14 protein-coding genes are annotated in these 16,348 nt (G+C 70.9%); 3 read left to right on the forward strand and 11 right to left on the reverse strand.

The genetic code is table 11. The features are described 5' to 3' along the window. Window positions 1-109: 109 nt before the first annotated feature. From ACGFNU_RS30245 to ACGFNU_RS30265, 5 genes are all read right to left on the reverse strand, one after another. Window positions 110-3,424, reverse strand: a complete 3,315-nt coding sequence (locus ACGFNU_RS30245; RefSeq protein ID WP_392599059.1) for a S8 family serine peptidase — start codon at window positions 3,422-3,424, stop codon at window positions 110-112. A gap of 93 nt (window positions 3,425-3,517) precedes the next feature. Beyond that, on the reverse strand, window positions 3,518-4,423 hold the full coding sequence (locus ACGFNU_RS30250) for a CU044_5270 family protein (RefSeq protein WP_392599061.1): 906 nt from the start codon (window positions 4,421-4,423) through the stop codon (window positions 3,518-3,520). Further along, complete coding sequence (locus ACGFNU_RS30255; RefSeq protein WP_392599063.1) at window positions 4,416-4,976, reverse strand: RNA polymerase sigma factor; 561 nt, start codon at window positions 4,974-4,976, stop codon at window positions 4,416-4,418. Before ACGFNU_RS30255 ends, ACGFNU_RS30250 begins: the two co-directional genes overlap by 8 nt. A gap of 60 nt (window positions 4,977-5,036) precedes the next feature. Then, on the reverse strand, window positions 5,037-5,405 hold the full coding sequence (locus ACGFNU_RS30260) for a hypothetical protein (RefSeq protein ID WP_392599065.1): 369 nt from the start codon (window positions 5,403-5,405) through the stop codon (window positions 5,037-5,039). A 670-nt stretch (window positions 5,406-6,075) separates the two neighbouring features. Then, window positions 6,076-7,269 (reverse strand): PP2C family protein-serine/threonine phosphatase, encoded by a 1,194-nt coding sequence (locus ACGFNU_RS30265; RefSeq protein WP_392599067.1) that lies wholly within the window; start codon window positions 7,267-7,269, stop codon window positions 6,076-6,078. A gap of 284 nt (window positions 7,270-7,553) precedes the next feature. Here ACGFNU_RS30265 and ACGFNU_RS30270 point away from each other — a divergent pair, with 284 nt between their 5' ends. Together ACGFNU_RS30270 and ACGFNU_RS30275 are read left to right on the forward strand one after the other, a co-directional pair. Then, on the forward strand, window positions 7,554-8,294 hold the full coding sequence (locus ACGFNU_RS30270; protein ID WP_392599068.1) for a BTAD domain-containing putative transcriptional regulator: 741 nt from the start codon (window positions 7,554-7,556) through the stop codon (window positions 8,292-8,294). Window positions 8,295-8,427: 133 nt separating this feature from the next. After that, a complete protein-coding gene (locus ACGFNU_RS30275; RefSeq protein WP_392599070.1) occupies window positions 8,428-8,967 on the forward strand; it encodes a hypothetical protein in 540 nt (179 codons plus the stop codon). A 9-nt stretch (window positions 8,968-8,976) separates the two neighbouring features. Here ACGFNU_RS30275 and ACGFNU_RS30280 read toward each other — a convergent pair whose 3' ends face one another. The 6 genes from ACGFNU_RS30280 to ACGFNU_RS30305 all read right to left on the reverse strand — a co-directional run bounded on the left by ACGFNU_RS30280 (window position 8,977) and on the right by ACGFNU_RS30305 (window position 15,341). Then, a complete protein-coding gene (locus ACGFNU_RS30280) occupies window positions 8,977-10,026 on the reverse strand; it encodes a zinc-binding dehydrogenase (RefSeq protein WP_392599072.1) in 1,050 nt (349 codons plus the stop codon). A gap of 16 nt (window positions 10,027-10,042) precedes the next feature. Beyond that, window positions 10,043-10,888, reverse strand: coding sequence for an ATP-binding cassette domain-containing protein (locus tag ACGFNU_RS30285; RefSeq protein WP_392599074.1), 846 nt, complete (start codon window positions 10,886-10,888; stop codon window positions 10,043-10,045). Next, window positions 10,885-11,922: an ABC transporter permease gene (locus ACGFNU_RS30290; protein ID WP_392599076.1), complete on the reverse strand. Its 1,038-nt coding sequence runs from the start codon at window positions 11,920-11,922 to the stop codon at window positions 10,885-10,887. The genes ACGFNU_RS30285 and ACGFNU_RS30290 overlap by 4 nt, the downstream gene beginning before the upstream one ends. Before the next feature lie 7 nt (window positions 11,923-11,929). Then, window positions 11,930-13,075, reverse strand: a complete 1,146-nt coding sequence (locus tag ACGFNU_RS30295; protein WP_392599078.1) for a sugar ABC transporter substrate-binding protein — start codon at window positions 13,073-13,075, stop codon at window positions 11,930-11,932. Further along, entirely contained in the window at window positions 13,075-14,313 is a 1,239-nt protein-coding gene (locus ACGFNU_RS30300; RefSeq protein ID WP_392599080.1) for an aldose epimerase family protein, read from the reverse strand. The genes ACGFNU_RS30295 and ACGFNU_RS30300 overlap by 1 nt, the downstream gene beginning before the upstream one ends. Window positions 14,314-14,444: 131 nt before the next feature. Then, the gene (locus ACGFNU_RS30305) at window positions 14,445-15,341 is read right to left on the reverse strand and encodes a U32 family peptidase (RefSeq protein ID WP_392599081.1); all 897 of its coding nucleotides are present in this window, start codon (window positions 15,339-15,341) and stop codon (window positions 14,445-14,447) included. Between the two features lie 166 nt (window positions 15,342-15,507). On the opposite strand from ACGFNU_RS30305, the gene ACGFNU_RS30310 reads away from it, so the two are divergent. Continuing rightward, window positions 15,508-16,329: an IclR family transcriptional regulator gene (locus ACGFNU_RS30310; RefSeq protein WP_392599083.1), complete on the forward strand. Its 822-nt coding sequence runs from the start codon at window positions 15,508-15,510 to the stop codon at window positions 16,327-16,329. The last annotated feature ends 19 nt before the right edge of the window (window positions 16,330-16,348 follow it).

A 16,348-nucleotide genomic window follows, 5' to 3' on the forward strand; every position in this document is an offset into this window, starting at 1 on the left:
AGCGCGGGCCGACCGTTCGGTTGTCGGGCCGTTGTCTTTGCGGTTCGATTGCCGATCCACGCCACGAACGCCCAGGCAGCGGCATCCTGGGCGTTCGTGTTTCTCGGGTTTACTTCAGCGCGTAGGCGTGGATGATCGTTTGCTCTGTGCCGTTGCCCTCTGTGTCGGTGGCTTTGGCGCGTAGCGAGACGTACTTGGCCTTGGGGTGGGTGAGGGTGGCCGTCCGGTGGTCGCCCTGGCCGGTGAGGGGGACGGGTTGCCATGTGCGGCCGTCGTCGAAGGACGCTTCGACGGTGAGCGTCTTGAGCGTGCTCGCGCCTGTCTGCCGGGTGATGTGGACGGGGAAGCTGAACGGTGTGCCTGAGGGTGCCTGGTTGCGCAGGTCGAGGCGGGGCGCGAGGCGGATGCCCAGGATCGGCAGTGGCGTCAGTTTGCCTGGGATGTGTTGCGAGCCGAAGTGGTAGGTGGCGTTCACGCGGGTCGACAGGTTGGAGACGCTCCGGGCGGCCGCGACGTCGAGCCGGTAGGACGCGGGGTCGGCGGGCAGGGTGAAGTCGTGGTAGAACGCGTCGGACGTCTCATCGATCTTCCGCCCGTCGCGGTACAGCGTCATGCCCGCCTCGTCCGTGGCGCCGACGCCCACGTGGTTGGCGGTCTGGTCGGAGAAGAGCGGGATCTCGACGGCCAGCGTGTCGCCTCCGCGCCGGATGATCGGCTCGACGGACGGGTCCGCCGGGCCGAAGACCGCCGAGTTCCAGCGCTCGCGGTACGTCTTCCCCTTCTGGAAGGTCCGGCTGTTTCCCGATTGGTAGGAGAAGTCACCTTCGCGGAAGCTGCCCACCCACGACACGTCCGGCGTGTAGTACTCGGTGAGGCGGCCGGGAAGAGGCACTGAGACCATGCCGTCGCGGAGGCCGGCCGTCCCCGAGGTGACGGCGTGCTCGCTCTCGACCTTCGCCAGTTCCTTGTCGGCGATGTGCCGTACCGGGTCGTTGGGGATGCTCCCGGTCTCGGTCCATTGGACGTGGTAGAGGTACGGGCCGGTGAAGCCCTGGGGGGTGGGCGCGGCCAGTTGGGTCTTCGCCGCGAACGTGAACTGGTCCGCCGGCACCTTGGTCCGTGAGGGCCGGACGAGGAAGCCGTCGAGGGAGTCCATGCTGTAGGTCTCCGCGACCGATGCTCCCTCAGGGAACGTCCGGAAGTAGCCGATGGCGGAGTTGCCCCCGGATCGCAGGCCGGGGCGGTCCACCGTTGCGGCGATCTGCTTTCCGTCGCGTGCGTCCAGCTCAATTGTGGTGTCGCCGGACACCGTGAACGCCGGCTCGACGAAGGCGGTCTGCCGGTAGTCCTCGCCCTCGCCGGAGAACACGGTCGCGCTGAGGTAGTACGTCCCGTTGGGCAGTCTGACCGTCACGGCGCCCGACGGGTCGTAGGGCGAGTAGTTCTGGTTCTTCTCGTCGACGAGCCAGACGCCGTACAGGTCGGTGGGCGCGCCGTCGAAATTCTTGGTCGTGAACGTCACGGCGTGGCTCTCGACCTCTTTGGTGATCCCGACGGGCGTGCGCACGACGGCGCCGTCTCCCGTCGCGGTGAGCGTGCCGCCGTAGAGGCCGTCCCTGCCGGAGCCGGTGGTGTCGATGGTGACCGTCGCCTTCGCCTCGCCGCCCGCCGGGACCGTGATCCGCCGGTCGGAGACGGTGAACATGCCGTCGGCCGCCGCGGCCCCGGTCTGGTCCCGCACGTCCAGCGCCAGGTCGAGGGTGATCGGCTCGCTTCCGTCGTTGCGGTACGTGATCGGCACCGTGACGGGCTTGTCGTCGGCGTGCGGCCACTGCGCGATGCCGCCGTCGACGGTGGCGGGGGTCGCCCGCACCCGCTGGGCGTCGGCGCGCGCGACGTCCAGCCGTCCGGCGCCCTGCTCGTAGACGCTGAGTCCGGCGCCGGGCTTGGCGGAACCCGTCAGCGCGGCCTTCAGCTGCCCGGCCTTCCAGTCCGGATGAGCGGCGGCCAGGATCGCCGCCGCCCCGGCGACGTGCGGGGCGGCCATCGAGGTTCCGGACAGCCCGGTGTACCGGTCGTTCACGGGCTCGCCGATGGCGGTGCCCTTCGCGCGTGCGGCGACGATGCCGACACCGGGCGCGGTGATCTCCGGTTTGATCGCGGGCCGGTCCTTGCGCGGCCCCCGGGCGGAGAAGGAGGCCAGGCCGTCGGCGTCGTCGACCGCGCCCACGGTCAGCGCGGCGTCGGCGGTGCCGGGGCCGGCCACCGACTGCGCCCTCGGGCCGTCGTTGCCGGCCGCGACCACGAACAACGTCCCGGTGTCGGCGGTCAGCCGGTCCACCGCCTGGTCCAGGACGCCGGTGCCGTCGCCGGGAAAGGTGCTGCCCAAGCTGATGTTCACCACGGAGGCGTGCTGCCGGGTGGCCCATTCCATGCCGGCGATGATCTGGGAGTCCGATCCCTTGCCGCTGTCGCCGAGGACCTTGCCGACCAGCAGCTTCGCGTCGGGGGCGACGCCGGCGTGCTCGCCGTCCGAGGCGGCGCCGCTGCCGGTGATCGTCGAGGCGACGTGGGTGCCGTGCCCGTGCCCGTCCGCGACGCCGGTGCTCGCGCCGGTGAAGTCCTTGGACGCGGCCACGGCGTCGGTCAGATCGGGGTGGGTCTCGTCGATGCCGGTGTCCAGCACGGCCACCGTCGCGCCCTTGCCGGTGTGCCCGGCCTTCCACGCCGCGGGCGCGCCGATCTGGGCGACGCTCTTGTCGAGCGCGGCCCGCACCGGCCCGTCCAGCCAGATCCTGGTCAGCTCCGGGGCTAGGCCGCCGGCTGACCGGCCGCGCCGCGCCGCCTGGCCGGATCCGCCCTTCATCGCGTCCCAGAACCGTGCCGCACCCGCCTTGCGCTGGCTCACCGCCACCCCGGCCACACTGGGCAATTCGCGGACGACCTCGGCCCCGGCGGCCGACGTCCCGGACTTCGCCGCGGCGACGCCCTTGCCGGTCCCGGTGACGATGAGCGGCACGTCCTGGCGGGCACGGTCGTCGTGACCGGCCCGGATGAGGCCGGTCACGTCGAACAGCCGCCGGTCCACGAGCCCGCGGCCGATCAGCGCCAGCGCGTCCATCGGCACGACGTAGGTGTCGCCCCGGTCGATGTACCGCCGGAACCGCATCCCGGTGCGGCCCTCGCCGGGCACCACCTTCACGATCCCGTCGCGGGCCATGCCTCGCCCTCGCGTGCCCACCAGGACACGGTCTCCGGTCACGAGGGTCACCCAGCGTCCTCCGCTCGAAGCGACCCTGTCGGCGGCCACCGGGCCGGCGGCCGACGCCGGCGCGGCCGGTGCGGCGGCCGGCGTGCCCGCCAGCAGGGCGACGCCGACTCCGGTGACCACCCTTCCCCGGGCGTTTCTCACAATGAATCTCATCCACTCTCCTTAGGGATGTTCGGGTCTGGACATGCGATCGCTCCGGAAGGGGCCGAAGGCCCAAGCCCTCTCCGGAGCGATGTCGGTCTCGCGTCAGCCGCGGCCCGGCGGCAGCGTCGGGTGCGGGGTGACCTTGGGAAGGGTGTTCGTCCACTCCGCGGCGAGGACCGTGACGCGGTGGTACCGGGTGGTTCCGGTGGTGTTCACGCTGCGGACCAGGGACGTCTTCGGGTCGAACACCAGCTTCTGCTCGTCCGTGGTGCCGGCGTTGATGAGCAGGCCGCGGCCGCCCTTGACCGCCCCGGCGCCCTTGACGTTCGGAAGCGCGGCGAGCGCCCGGTAGGCCGCGGCGCGGACCTTCGGCGGAGCGGGGAACCGGTACAGCAGCTCGATCAGCGTGTCCGGGACGAACGTCCGCTCGCCTCCGGCAGGCAGCCCGCCGCCCACGGAGTTGTTGATCCACGCGGTGAGCCCGTCGGCGGTGGCCGGCAGCCTCTGGAGTTGGTCGTAGGTCAGCTCGGTGCGGGCGACCTGGAAGACCGAGGGTGCGTCGTCGCCGTCGGATTTCAGGACGGTGCCTTTCCATCCGCTCCACTGCGCCCCGTCCCGCCGGGTCCACAGTTCCAGGACGCCGCGCCAGGGCTTCGACGAGGTCTTCTTGTTCTCCTCGATCGTCTTGACGTACCAGTACGTGCCGGATCCCGCGGGCTGGGACGCCGCCGTGGTGGCGGCGACGAGCAGGAGCTGCCGCCCGGACTGCTCGGACGGGGGGCCGTTCGGGGTCCCGGTGGGCGATGTGGTGCCCAGCGTCGTGACGACGACGGCCGCCGCAGCGGCCGTGGCGGCCAGCCCGAGCATCGCCGCGAGCACGCGAGGGCGCCGCCTGCGGGCGGCCGGACCGAGCATCCGATTCGACAACCGGTGCCGGCCCCTGGCCACCGCGTCCGGCGACAGGTCCGGTGCCGCCAGCGCGTCGGCCACCCTTCGCAGGTCATCCATGGAGCTCCTCCTTCTTGATCACTTTCTGGATCTTCGAGCGGGCGCGGCTGAGGCGGGAGCCGACCGTGCCCGGGGAGATGCCGAGCGCCTCGGCCACCTCCTCGTAGCTGAGCTGGGCGATGGCCACGAGCAGCAGGACGTCGCGTTCCCCCCGGGACAATCCGGCCAGGGCCTTGGCGAGTCGTGGCTGCATCCGCTGGGCGGTGACCGACGCGACGACGCGGTTGTCGTGGGCCTCGGCGGGGCGCTCGCGGCCCACCCGGCCGAGCGCCTGGAAGTGCCGGGCCTCCTTGCGCCGGTGCTGGGCCACCAGGTGCGTGGCGATCCCGAACAGCCAGGGGCGCAGGTGGCCGCGTGCGGGGTCGAACCGATCCCGCCGGTCGAACGCCACGCAGAACGTCTCGGCGGCGACGTCCTCGGCCGACTGCGGGTCCAGCCGCCCGGCCGCGTACCGGTGGATGTCCTGGACGTAGCGGTCGTAGACATCGGTGAACGAGTCAGGGTCCCGCTTGAAGCGGGCGGCGAGCTCGGCGTCGGACGTCTGCTCCCCCACGCCTGGGGTCAACGTCTCGTGTCTCTCATGCGGCTTCCCTCCGAGCGGAGCGATCAACGATCACCTGTACTCCGTCGCACCCGCGGATCGTCTTCCGAACGGCGCACCGCACCACGAACGCCCAGGCAGAGGACTCTTCCTCGAGGAGGCATCGCCAGGGCCGCCCGGCAGCCATTCGTCGAGCGCCAGCGTCCAGTTTCCGAGTTGCTGGGAGGCGAGGTCGGTCGTGGTGGTGGGCCGGCCGGCGGCGAACGTGCGTCCGGCCAGCACGATGATCTTCGCTGCGCCCGCCGGCAGTGCCACGGTCACGGACGTGCGGGCGCCGATGGGCGTGATCTTGCCCGTCCACGGGTCCAGCGCGTAGGGCACGGTGCCCGGCGCGCCGGTGAGCGCTGCGGTGGTCGTGATCGCCTTCGTCGTGCGGTTCACCAGCACGTAGCAGGTGTTGCGGCCGTCATGGCGAACGACCGCCGTAACGCCCTTGTCCGCGATGTCGGCGTCGGGGCGCAGTCCTCGCCTGGCGAGCTCGGCCAGCGCGCCGGCGTCGTCGGCGACCTTCGTAGCTGGGCGGCGACATCTTGGTCGTGGTGGTGACGACGCCCTTGTAGCCCGCGGCGGCGACCTGGCGCAGCTGCGCGACGGCGGTCGAGGCCTTCGCGGACGAGGGCCACCACCAGCGGAACATGGCCCCGGACGTTCGCGGCCCCGCCGAGAACTCCTGCGCGAACCGGTCCGTGCCCACAGGAGCCGCGGCCGCGTCGCGCCCGCCGGGATCGAGGATGCCAGCGCGGTGAGCGAGAGGCCGACGGTGACGCGCCGCCAGCGGGACGGCCCAGTGCCGCGCCGGAACATGCCGGTCTCCTGCCGATTGTCACTACTCACTCCTTCAGCGAAGGCCGGACCGTTTAAAAACGTTTTAATCACCTGCCATTTAGCGTGAGCGTCGTAGGTGTGGCGACAACCACACGTCAACCCCCAGATCAGACGCTGGACGCACTCACAAGCGGCGAAATACGCGGCTACGGAAGGACAGGGGCTGCCATGGAATCGAAAACGTTTTAAGACCCAGCCACGCCGTTCGCAGCGTGAGCTTCAGGGGTCAACTGGGTGATTGTTGCCGGTCAACGGCTGTGGTGGCGGGGCCGTGCCATTCGACCAGGAGGACGGTGGCGTCGTCTTGGAGTTTGTCGTCGTGGTACGAGAGCACGGCGCGGATCAGGCGGCGCAGGGTCTCGGGGACGGGGAGGCCGTCGGCACTGTGGCGGATGACGAAGTCGATGAAGCGTTGCAGGCCGAACTCCTGGCCGTGGCGGTTGCGTGCCTCGGTGATGCCGTCGGTGTACAGCAGCACCCGGTCGCCCGGCTCCAGCTGCTCGGTGCACACGGTGACGGGGCGGCCGAGATCCAGGCCCATGGGGTGGGACGGCGGGCAGGGCAGCTTGGTGCTCCAGCGGCCGCCGCGGATGACCACCGGCGGGTGATGGCCGCGGTTGATCCAGGTGAGCAGGCCGGTGGTGGTGTCGAGATCGGCCATGATCGCGGTGACGAACCGGGTGTCCCGCCCGAACTCGCGCAGCAGGATGCGTTCGATGCCCTCGCTGTTGTCGGCCAGGCCCATGCCCTGGCGGCGCTGGTTGCGGCAGGCGGACATCGCCAGGTTGCCCGCCAGCCCGGCGGCCACGTCGTGGCCCATCGCGTCGAAGACCGCCAGATGCACGGTGTCGCCGGCGATGGCGTAGTCGAACACGTCCCCGCCGACCTCGTAGGCCGGCTCCAGCGCCGCCCCGATCACCACGCTGGGGCTCGCGAAGGTCAGCGGCGGCATCAGGTTCCACTGGGTCTCGGCGGCCACGTTCATCGGCCGGGTCCGCACCAGCCGGGCGTAGGAGTCGCTGTAGGTGCGGGAACTGACCAGGATCAACGCCACCAGCGAGGCCAGATGGCGCATGGGACTGGTCACGTCGCTCCCGGCCGTGCGCACGCGTAGCGCTCCCAGGCGCTCGGTGCCGTCCAGCAGCGGCACCCAGTACTCCACCCACCCGTCGGGGTCGTTCTTGGACAGGATGCGCACGTCCTGGAAGGCGCGTCCGGCCAGCGTGGTGTCGATCTTCAGCTCGGCGATCTCGGGATCGGCGCCCGCCCGGCCGGGCAGCAGCCGCAGCACGGTCTGCTGCAGATCGGCCAAGTAGATCAGCACCTCGTCCATGCCCGCCTGGCGGGCGTACCGGGCGACCAGATCCGGCACCTGCTCGACCGCCGCCAGGTGGCTGGCCTCCAGCAGCCCGGTCAACATCAGCTCAACGCCACGGTCTTCCTTGATGGCCTCGCTCCCGCCTGTGCCGGTGAGACTTCAGTCTGCTGCACACCACAGCCCCGGCAGGCGTCCCTGAGAAATTCGACCTGGGCCAGAGTCGCCGGCGGGTGGTCTTTCCAAGGTCGTGCTCACGACCGCGTCCGCCGACGCCTGAGGTACTCCGTTCACACCAGGTCCCTCGGCGCGTTTGCGTCGGGGGGCGTACTCCCCATGTCGCCGCCGGGCGGACGCCTGAGGGTGTTCCGGTGGCCGAGGGTGAGCGCGTGAACGATCGAGGAATCACCATCGCTCTGCTGGGACCGCTGGAGGTGCGGCAGGACGGGCGCCCGGTGCGCCTTGCCGGCGGCCGCGTACGGACACTGCTGGCCGTGCTGGCCGTCTCGGCGAACGACACCGTTCCGGTGCGGCGGCTGGCGTCGGCCCTGTGGGACGAGGACCTACCCGTGAACGTCAGGCGCAGCGTCCAGACTCTCGTCACCCGGCTCCGGCATGGGCTGGGCGCGCATGTCGTCCGCACGATGCCCGAGGGTTATCGGCTGGACGTCGAGCCCGACCGGGTCGATGTGCTGAGATTCCGCCGGCTGCTGACCGAGGCGGGCCGCGCACGGGGGGCGGCCGGGGAACGGCCGCTCGTCGCGGAGGCGCTGGCGCTGTGGCGCGGCCCGCCGTTCGAGAGCATCGAGTCGGACTGGCTGCGCACGGCGGAGTCGGCCCACCTGGTCGAGTCGTATCTCGGCGCACTCGAGCGGCGGATCGATCTGGACCTCGCCGAGGGCCGGCACCGCGAGCTGACCGCGGAGCTGCTGCGGCTCACCGCGCACCATCCGCTGCGCGAGTCGCTCTGGGCGCGGCTGCTCGTCGCGCTCGGCCGCTGCGGCCGTCCGGCCGAGGCGCTGGCCGGTTATGAGCGACTGCGCCGCCGCCTGGACGAGGAGCTGGGCATCGAGCCCTCGGCGGAACTGCGCCGCATCCACGCCTCCCTGCTCCAGGCGCGAACACCGTGAAGAACGCCGGCCACGGTGTCCTACCCATCGGCTATTATCGAATGTATGTTCGAGATGAGCGGGGGTCCTTCGAGCCGGTCACGGCGGTGATCGGCCCCCCGCAGGCCATCCGCACCTTCGACGTAAGGCGGACATGCCGATGACAACCTCGCCCGACATGCTCTCGACGGCCATCAAGGCGATCGCCGGCTCCCAGGCTCGCCAGCACCCCATCCTCATGATCACCAGGGCTCCGGACGGGGACTCCCGCGTCTGCGTGCCGGACTGGGGAGAGCTGCGCGTGATGGACGACCGGCGCCTGCGCGTGGCCGTCTGGCCCTCCGATCCCACCGCGGCCAACCTCGACCGGGGCGCGCCCATCCTGCTGATCGTCACAGCCCTGTCCGACGTCCATCTCATCCATGCCACGCCCCGCCGCCTGGTCAACGCCGCCATGCAGTGGGCCCACTACGAGCTCACCATCACGTCCGCACGGATCGTCGACCGGGGCACCACACCCCGTCTGCAGGCCGGCCCCGGCACCGAGTCAGAAGTCCTGGCGCAGCAGCTGCCGAAGGCGGCCGACAAGTATTGGGAACGTCGCGGCGAGCACCGGCCGTCACCGAAACCGAATCCGGCGATCTCCAAGGGATGGGAGTTCATCTCCGCGCTGAAGGGCTCGCAGTGGCGCTGACCCGGGCGCTCACTCGGGGGCGGTCTCTGGGCGCAGCAGCACCTTGCCGACGTCGAGGCCGTCGTCATCGTGCCCGTCGGCCACCAGCCGCAGCGCCTTCGCGAAGTCCGCCAGCTCCAGCTCGTGGCTGATCAGCATGCCCGGCCGCAGCAGGCCCGCGCGGAACATGCGCACGGCCTGCACCCACGCGGCCGACGGCATGCCGAAGACGCTGCCGACGGAGAGCTGCCCCTCAACGATCAGGCTGGGGGTCAGTCCCTCGGACGGGCCGCCCGGGATACCGGCGAGCGCGAGCCTGCCGCCGCGGCGCAGCAGTGCCGCCGCGGCGCGGGCCGAGCCGGCGACGCCCGCCGTTTCCACGACGACGTCGAACGACGGCCCCAGGGCCGCCGCGTCCGCCGGTGTGACCAGGGTGGTCGCGCCGGAGCCTCGCGCGGGCGCGGTGCGGCCGGCCCGCGGCTCGACGACCAGCAGTTGCGCCGGGGAGTACGCGGCGAGCACCTGGACGGCGAGCAGCCCGAGCGTCCCGCCGCCGACGACCGCCACCCGCTCCCCCGGGCGCACGCCGGTCCGCAGGACGGCCGCGACGGCGACCGCGGCGGGTTCCAGCAGCGCCGCCGCTCGCAGATCGGTGCCGGGCGGCAGCGGATGGAGCAGCCGGGCGGGGAGGACGAGATGGTCGGCGAAGGCGCCCGGCTGCGTGAAGCCGGTCTCGTCGTATCCCGTCGTGCACAGGTTCGTGTCGCCCTCCCGGCAGCGGTCACAGGTCTGGCAGTTGCGATAGCCCTCCCCGACGACGGGCGATCCCGTCAGGCCGGGGTCCACGCCGGGCCCGGACGCCTCGACGACCCCGGACCACTCGTGGCCGGGCACGATCGGGTACTTCCTGAACCCTTCGGGCCGGGTCCCCTCGTACAGCTCCCGGTCACTGCCGCAGATCCCCGCGGCCGAGACGCGGACGAGCGCCTCGCCCTGCCCCGGCCGCGGGACCTCATCGCTGACGAGCCGCATCCGATGCGGAGCCTCCAGCACCACCGAGCGGGAGATCGGACCGGTCATGGCGTCGGCTCCGGGTTCACGAGCGGCTCCCCTTGCCGCTGTCGCCGTTGTCACCGCCGTTGCGGGCCGCGCGGTACTCGGCGACGACGAGATCAGTGAGCTCCTGCAGCGAGGTCTCGGCGGTCGCCTTGTCGAAGGTGATCTGGCCGTGTTGCAGCAGGTTGATGCGGTCGCACACCTCCAGCACCTGCGCGTAGTTGTGGGCGATGATGATGATCGACACCTCGCCGCGCGCCTTGAGGTCGCGGACGAGGTCGAGGATGAGCGCCCCCTCCTTCGCGCCCATGGCGGCCAGGGGCTCGTCCAGCAGCAGGATCCGGGCGTCGGAGTAGACCGAGCGCGCGACCGCGATGGCCTGCCGCTGGCCGCCGGACAGCTTGGCCACCTCGGCGTCGACGGACGGGATGCGCACCCCCAGCTCGTCCAGATGTTTCCGGGCGAGCCGCCGCATGGCGCGGTTGCTGAGCAGCGGCCAGCGCACCAGCTCCCGGTTGAGGAACATGTTGTGGTAGACGGTCAGCTCGTCGATCAGGGCGAGGTCCTGGTAGACGGTGTCGATGCCGAGCGTGCGGGCGTGGTCCACCGACTTGATCGTCACCTCGTCGCCGTTGACGGCGATGCGGCCCGAGTCCGGCCGGTGGAAGCCGCTGAGGATCTTGATCAGGGTCGACTTCCCGGCTCCGTTGTCGCCGATCAGGCCGAGCACCTCGCCCTTGCCCAGGCGCAGGCTCACGTCGGTCAGCGCCGCCACGGCGCCGAACCGCTTGGCGATGTTGTCCACCCGCAGGGCGGGTGTGCCCGTCGCATCCCGCGGGCCGTCGTGCGGGCCCGGCGTGTCCGGTGTGCGCGATGTGTCCGTCACGTTCGGCCCGCCCTCCGCAGCCTCGCGAGGTGCACGTTCGCGATCATCGAGATGATGATCGCCGCACCGAGGATCAGGTTGAACGGGTTCGCGCTGATCCCGATGAGGTTGAAGCCGTTCTGCAGCTCCGCCAGCACCAGCGCGCCGAGCAGGGCGCCGATGACCGTCCCCGACCCGCCGGCCAGCGCGGTGCCGCCGATCACGGCCGCGGACACGGCGAAGAACATGGCGCCGGTGCCGCCCGAGCTGGGGTCGATCGTCTGCGTGCGGAACGCCTCGAGGATCCCGGCGAGCGCCGCCAGCGAACCCATGATCATGAAGTTGCCGACCTTGATGCGCCCGGTGCGGATGCCGGCCTCGCTGGCCCCGTGGGGGTTGCCGCCGACCGCGATCGTGTGAAGCCCCCAGCGGGTGCGGGTCAGCACCACGTGGAAGAACGCGACGATCGCCAGGCACCAGATCAGGTCCGCCCAGTCCGCCCGTCCGAACCACGACGCCAGGCTCTCCGCCGCGGCCGGGATCTCCGCCGGGTAGGCGTGCGACGTGGTGAGCGTGATGCCCTGGATGAGGAAGAGGGACCCGAGCGTCGCCACGAACGACGGCACCCGCAGCACCACCACCACGAGACCGTTGCCCAGGCCGATGACCGCGCCGGTGAGAACGGACAGCGCGATGGCGAGGATCGGATACACCCCGTAGTAGTCGATCGCGTAGTGCATCAGGAACGGCGACAGCGTGAAGACCATCCCCGCCGACAGGTCGATCTCGCCGCTGACGAGCAGGAGCACCTCGCCGACCGCCAGGATCGCGTACGGCGCCATGCTCTGCGAGATGTTCACCAGGTTGTCGTGGCTGAGGAACACCGACTTGGAGTACTGGAAGTAGACGACCAGACCGAGGGCCACGACGAGGATCGTGGCCTCGCGGCGGCGCATGAACCCGTCGAAGGCGACCCGGGTCGCCCCGTGCACCCGGCGCCCGGGTGCACGGGGTACCTCGGCCTGCTCCTTCTTGCCGCTGATCGTGTCGCTCATGGCCGGGTCACTTGTGCGGGATCGGGCCGGACCGGTTGAGCAGCTGCTGCTTGGTGCTCGACCCCTCGTATCTGGTCTTGGTGGTCAGGTACGGGTCCACGTTGTCCTTGGTCACGAACAGCAGGCCGGTGTTGGTGTCGGGCGGGGCGATCAGGCCGCCGGTCAGCTTGTACATCCACAGGAACAGCACGGGCAGGAAACCCTGCTGGTAGGGCTGCTGATCGATGGTGAAGTCCAGGCTTCCCCCCTTGATCGAGTTCAGCGTGGACGGGTTGAGGTCGAACCCGCCGGCGGCGACCCCCTTCTCCTTGAGCTTGTACTTGGCCATGGTCTTCCCGACGGCCTCGGTCGAGCCGGCGTCGACGGCGAACATCCCCTTGAGGCCGGTGTGCCCCTGGGCGTAGGCGTCGATGGTGGACAGCTCCTTGGGCAGCTCGGCCCCGCTCGCCACGTCCTTGAAGTTGATCGACTTGCCGGACGCCTTGATCGCGTCCTTGGCGCCGTCGATGCGGGGCTGGATGTTGAGCGAGCCCGGGGTGGCGATGAAGCCGACCGCGTCCCCGCCCGACATCAGCGCGGCGATGCGCGTCCCGAGCTGGTAGCCCGAGACGTACAGGTCCTGCCCGATGTAGGCCAGCCGGTTGGTCCCGGGCTCGCCGCGCGCCCCGTCGGCGTTGTAGGAGACGACGGGGATGCCCGCGTTCAGGGCGTTGTCCACCGGCTGCTTGAACGCGGTCTTGTCGACGACCGCGACCGCGAGCCCGTCGGCCTTGGCGGAGATCGCCGCGTTGGTCGCGCTGACCATCTCCGGCACCACCGACTCCTTCGAGCCCGTCCACTGGAACTCGCAGTTGAGCAGCGCGCACGCGTCCTGCGCGCCGTACTGCGTCGCGGTGAAGAACGGGTTGGTGGTGACGTGGTTGACGAACACGAACTTCCACTTGGGCGTCTCCGGGAAGTCTCCGGCGCCCGAACCACCGCCCCCCGTCTTCTCGCCGCTGGCCTTGTTGTCATCCGAGCACGCCGCGAGAAGGGCCGAGGCCGCGGCGGTGGCGGACACCAGCCCCGCGCCGCTGAGCAGCCGCCGGCGCGCCACGCCGCTCAGGCCGAGGGTCTCGGCGGCCTCTTCGACAGTGGGATCGATCTTCTTCATCACGAGCCTTCCGTGGAGAACGCGTAGACCGTCGAGGTCTTGTAGGTCTGGCCGGGACGCAGGACGGTCGAGGGGAACTGCGGCTGGTTCGGCGAGTCGGGGAAGTGCTGGGTCTCCAGCGCGAAGCCGTCACCCTGCCGGTAGGCGCGGCCGCTGGTCCCGTAGAGGGTGCCGTCGAGGAAGTTGCCCGAGTAGAACTGGATGCCGGGCTGGTCGGAGTACATCGAGAGCACCCGGCCGCTGCCCGGCTCGCTGACCCGCGCGTGGAGCCGGAACCCGGACCCGTCGATCACCCAGTTGTGGTCGTAGCCCCGCCCGTACACCAGCTGCTGGTGCCCGTCGCGGATCCGCTCGCCGATGGCCGTGGCCCGCCTGAAGTCCAGCGGCGTGCCCGCCACCGGAGCGAGCTGCCCGGTCGGGATCAGCGTCGAGTCGACCGGCGTGTAGCGGCTCGCGGGCAGCCTGAGCCGGTGGCCGTAGATGGTCCCCGTGCCCTCGCCGGCCAGGTTGAAGTACGAATGGTTGGTCAGGTTGACGACCGTCGCCTTGTCGGTGGTCGCCCGGTAGTCGATGCGCAGCGCCGAGCCGGACAGGGTGTACGTCGCGGTGGACTTCAGCGTCCCCGGATAGCCCATGTCGCCGTCCGGGCTGGTGAGGTCGAGCCGCAGCGACACCGCGTCATGGGTCTGTCCCGGCGTGGCCGTCCAGACCTTGGTGTCGAACCCCTTGTCGCCGCCGTGCAGGCTGTTGGGGTCGTTGTTGATCGGCAGGTGGTACGTCACGCCGTCGAGGGTGAACGTGCCCTTGGCGATGCGGTTGGCGTACCGGCCGATCAGGGCGCCGAAGTAGGGGCCGGGGTTGTTGTTGGCCACGTAGTCGGCGAGCGTGCGGAACCCCAGCGCCACGTTGGTGGTCCGGCCGCGCCGGTCGGGCGTCTCGATCGTCTGCACGATCCCGCCGTAGGTGATGATCCTGACGCGGACCTTGCCGCTGGTCAGGGTGTAGCGCCAGACCTTGGTGCCGCCGACGGTGCCGAAGAGATCCTTCTCGATGGTCGGCCGCCCTCCCTTGGTACCGGCGGGCGCGGCGGAGGCGGCCGAGCCGAGCCCGATGGCCGAGACCGCGAGCGCGGCCGCCGCGAAGATCCGGCCGGACGTGCGGATGCCGGACGTGCGGATGCCGGATGTGCGGATGGGCAGCGTACGGAGAGGCAGGGACCGTGCTGAGCGTCTGAGCATGGGCATTCCCTTCCTGGGAGGGTGGTCGCGCTGGCATGCCCCGATGGTTGGTGCGGCTCGTGACCCCGCGAGCGTGGTGCGGTCGGATCTCGCGGGCGTTCGGCGGCTGGAACGGGCTATGGCGGGTGGTGCTAGGGGCTCGCTATGGCTTCCTGGTAGTAGCGGCCCAGCATTGACAGTCCGATCGCCGCGCGCCGCACGCGCTCGCGCGCGGTGGAGACGGCGATCGGGCCGAGGTGATGTCCGGAGGGGTAGATTCCGGGCGCGTTGCGGACGGTGAACTTCAGGTGGACGGGCGCGGCGACCCGGACCAGGTCCGGCACCTCGTAGTAGCGGACGACGCCCCCGAAGTCGTCCGCGCCCTCCACGTAGACATCCAGCGGCACGTCGACCGCCCGGCGGATCGCGGCGATCTGCGCGAGCGTGAGGTCGGTCGGGACGTTGATGGTGGTGACGCCCAGCTCGGCGAGCAGCCGCGCGGTCGCGGGATTCGACGACGGGAACGACACCGAGGCCTTGAACTCCAGGTCCGGCGGCAGGTCCCCGGCGTCCCGCATCCGGCGGAGCACCCAGAGCTGCCCGACATCGGCGACGAGCACGCTGCGGACCCCGAGCCGGCACCCCCGGACGATGTCCTCGATGCCGTAGACCAGCTGGTCGGCGCCGCGCAGCGTCCCCGCGGCCACCCGGCCGGACGGCGCGGTGATCTGGACGCCGACGTCCCAGGACGCGCGGGGGCCGACGAACAGGCAGACCTCGATCCGGTGCTCGCGGCCGAGCTCGACCATCTCCTCGATCTCGGCGTCGGTCAGCAACATCATTCCGCTGCCCTGGCTGACGCGGTGAACACGGATCTCGTGCTCCTTGGCCGCGTCGAGGACGGCGTGGAACGGCTCGGGCCCCTCGACCGAGGGGATCTCCACCCGGTACTGGGCACCGTCGGGGAACCGTTTGGCCGAGGACGGCAGATCGCCGAGATCGCGTCCGGGCAGCCCCAATGAGGCGAGAAAGTCCCTGGTCGACTGCATACAGGTTCCTTGTTCGATATCTCGAACGCGGTTCGAGATATGCGGCAGGACCTGAAACGTAAGCCCGCTCCGAGACACCGTCAACGGCCTCTTTCATGACCATTTTGGCCGCTTTCTGCCTTTGACGGGCCCGGGACGGCTCCCTAGGCTTGGTTCGATATCCCGCATGCCGTCCGACGAGGGGAACGACGTGGGCCGTGCCGTACCCGCCGTCTCCCGCGCCCTCGACATCCTGGAGCTCTTCCTCGAGAGCGCGCCTCTCTCGGCGGCCGACATCGTCCAGCGGCTCGACCTGCCCCGCACCACGGTGCACGAGCTGCTCCGCACCCTGACCGACCGTTCGTATCTCGTCCCGGTCCCGGGCCAGCCCACGCGCTACGTGCTGGGGCTGCGGCTCTTCCAGCTCGGCAGCGTCGTCGCCGAGCAGCTCGACCTGGCCCACGAGGCCCGGCGGGAGGCGGAGATGGTGGCCGCGCGCTGCGACGAGACGGTCCAGGTCGCGATCCTCGACGGCACCGACGTCGTCTACATCGCCAAGGCCGACAGCACCCATCCCGTCCGGCTCGTGTCGGCGCTGGGGCATCGCCTGCCCGCGCACTGCACCGGCCTGGGCAAGGTACTGCTGTCGGGGCTCAGCGACGAGGCGCTCGACGCCCGCTATCCGCGCGACCGTGCCCTGGCGGGCATGACGCCGCGCAGCATCACCTCACCCACCCGGTTGCGGCTTCACCTGGCCGAGATCCGCGAGCGCGGTCTCGCCTACGACGACTGCGAGTCCAATGAGGCGGTCCACTGCGTGGCGGCCCCGGTCTACGACCACACGGGCAACATGGTCGCCGCGATGAGCATCTCGGTGCCGTCCCTGCGCTGGAGCAACCAGCGGCAGCGGGAGTGGGGCGACCTCGTGCGCGAGGGGGCGGCCGTCCTCTCGCGCCGCCTGGGCCACCGGCCGCCGCCCTCCCAGGGAAGCACCACCCGGCAGCCGTAGTCGCGCCACAAAAGGCCAC

It is taken from the genome of Spirillospora sp. NPDC048911 (genome assembly GCF_043198015.1).
Lineage (GTDB): Bacteria > Actinomycetota > Actinomycetes > Streptosporangiales > Streptosporangiaceae > Spirillospora.

Coding starts and splice junctions, on each gene's coding strand:
- ACGFNU_RS30275 (WP_392599070.1), top strand. CDS start 8,428: ATGCCGATGACAACCTCGCCCGACATGCTCTCGACGGCCATCAAGGCG.
- ACGFNU_RS30305 (WP_392599081.1), bottom strand. CDS start 15,341: ATGCAGTCGACCAGGGACTTTCTCGCCTCATTGGGGCTGCCCGGACGC.
- ACGFNU_RS30310 (WP_392599083.1), top strand. CDS start 15,508: ATGCCGTCCGACGAGGGGAACGACGTGGGCCGTGCCGTACCCGCCGTC.
- ACGFNU_RS30250 (WP_392599061.1), bottom strand. CDS start 4,423: ATGGATGACCTGCGAAGGGTGGCCGACGCGCTGGCGGCACCGGACCTG.
- ACGFNU_RS30280 (WP_392599072.1), bottom strand. CDS start 10,026: ATGACCGGTCCGATCTCCCGCTCGGTGGTGCTGGAGGCTCCGCATCGG.
- ACGFNU_RS30245 (WP_392599059.1), bottom strand. CDS start 3,424: ATGAGATTCATTGTGAGAAACGCCCGGGGAAGGGTGGTCACCGGAGTC.
- ACGFNU_RS30300 (WP_392599080.1), bottom strand. CDS start 14,313: ATGCTCAGACGCTCAGCACGGTCCCTGCCTCTCCGTACGCTGCCCATC.
- ACGFNU_RS30265 (WP_392599067.1), bottom strand. CDS start 7,269: ATGTTGACCGGGCTGCTGGAGGCCAGCCACCTGGCGGCGGTCGAGCAG.
- ACGFNU_RS30295 (WP_392599078.1), bottom strand. CDS start 13,075: ATGAAGAAGATCGATCCCACTGTCGAAGAGGCCGCCGAGACCCTCGGC.
- ACGFNU_RS30290 (WP_392599076.1), bottom strand. CDS start 11,922: ATGAGCGACACGATCAGCGGCAAGAAGGAGCAGGCCGAGGTACCCCGT.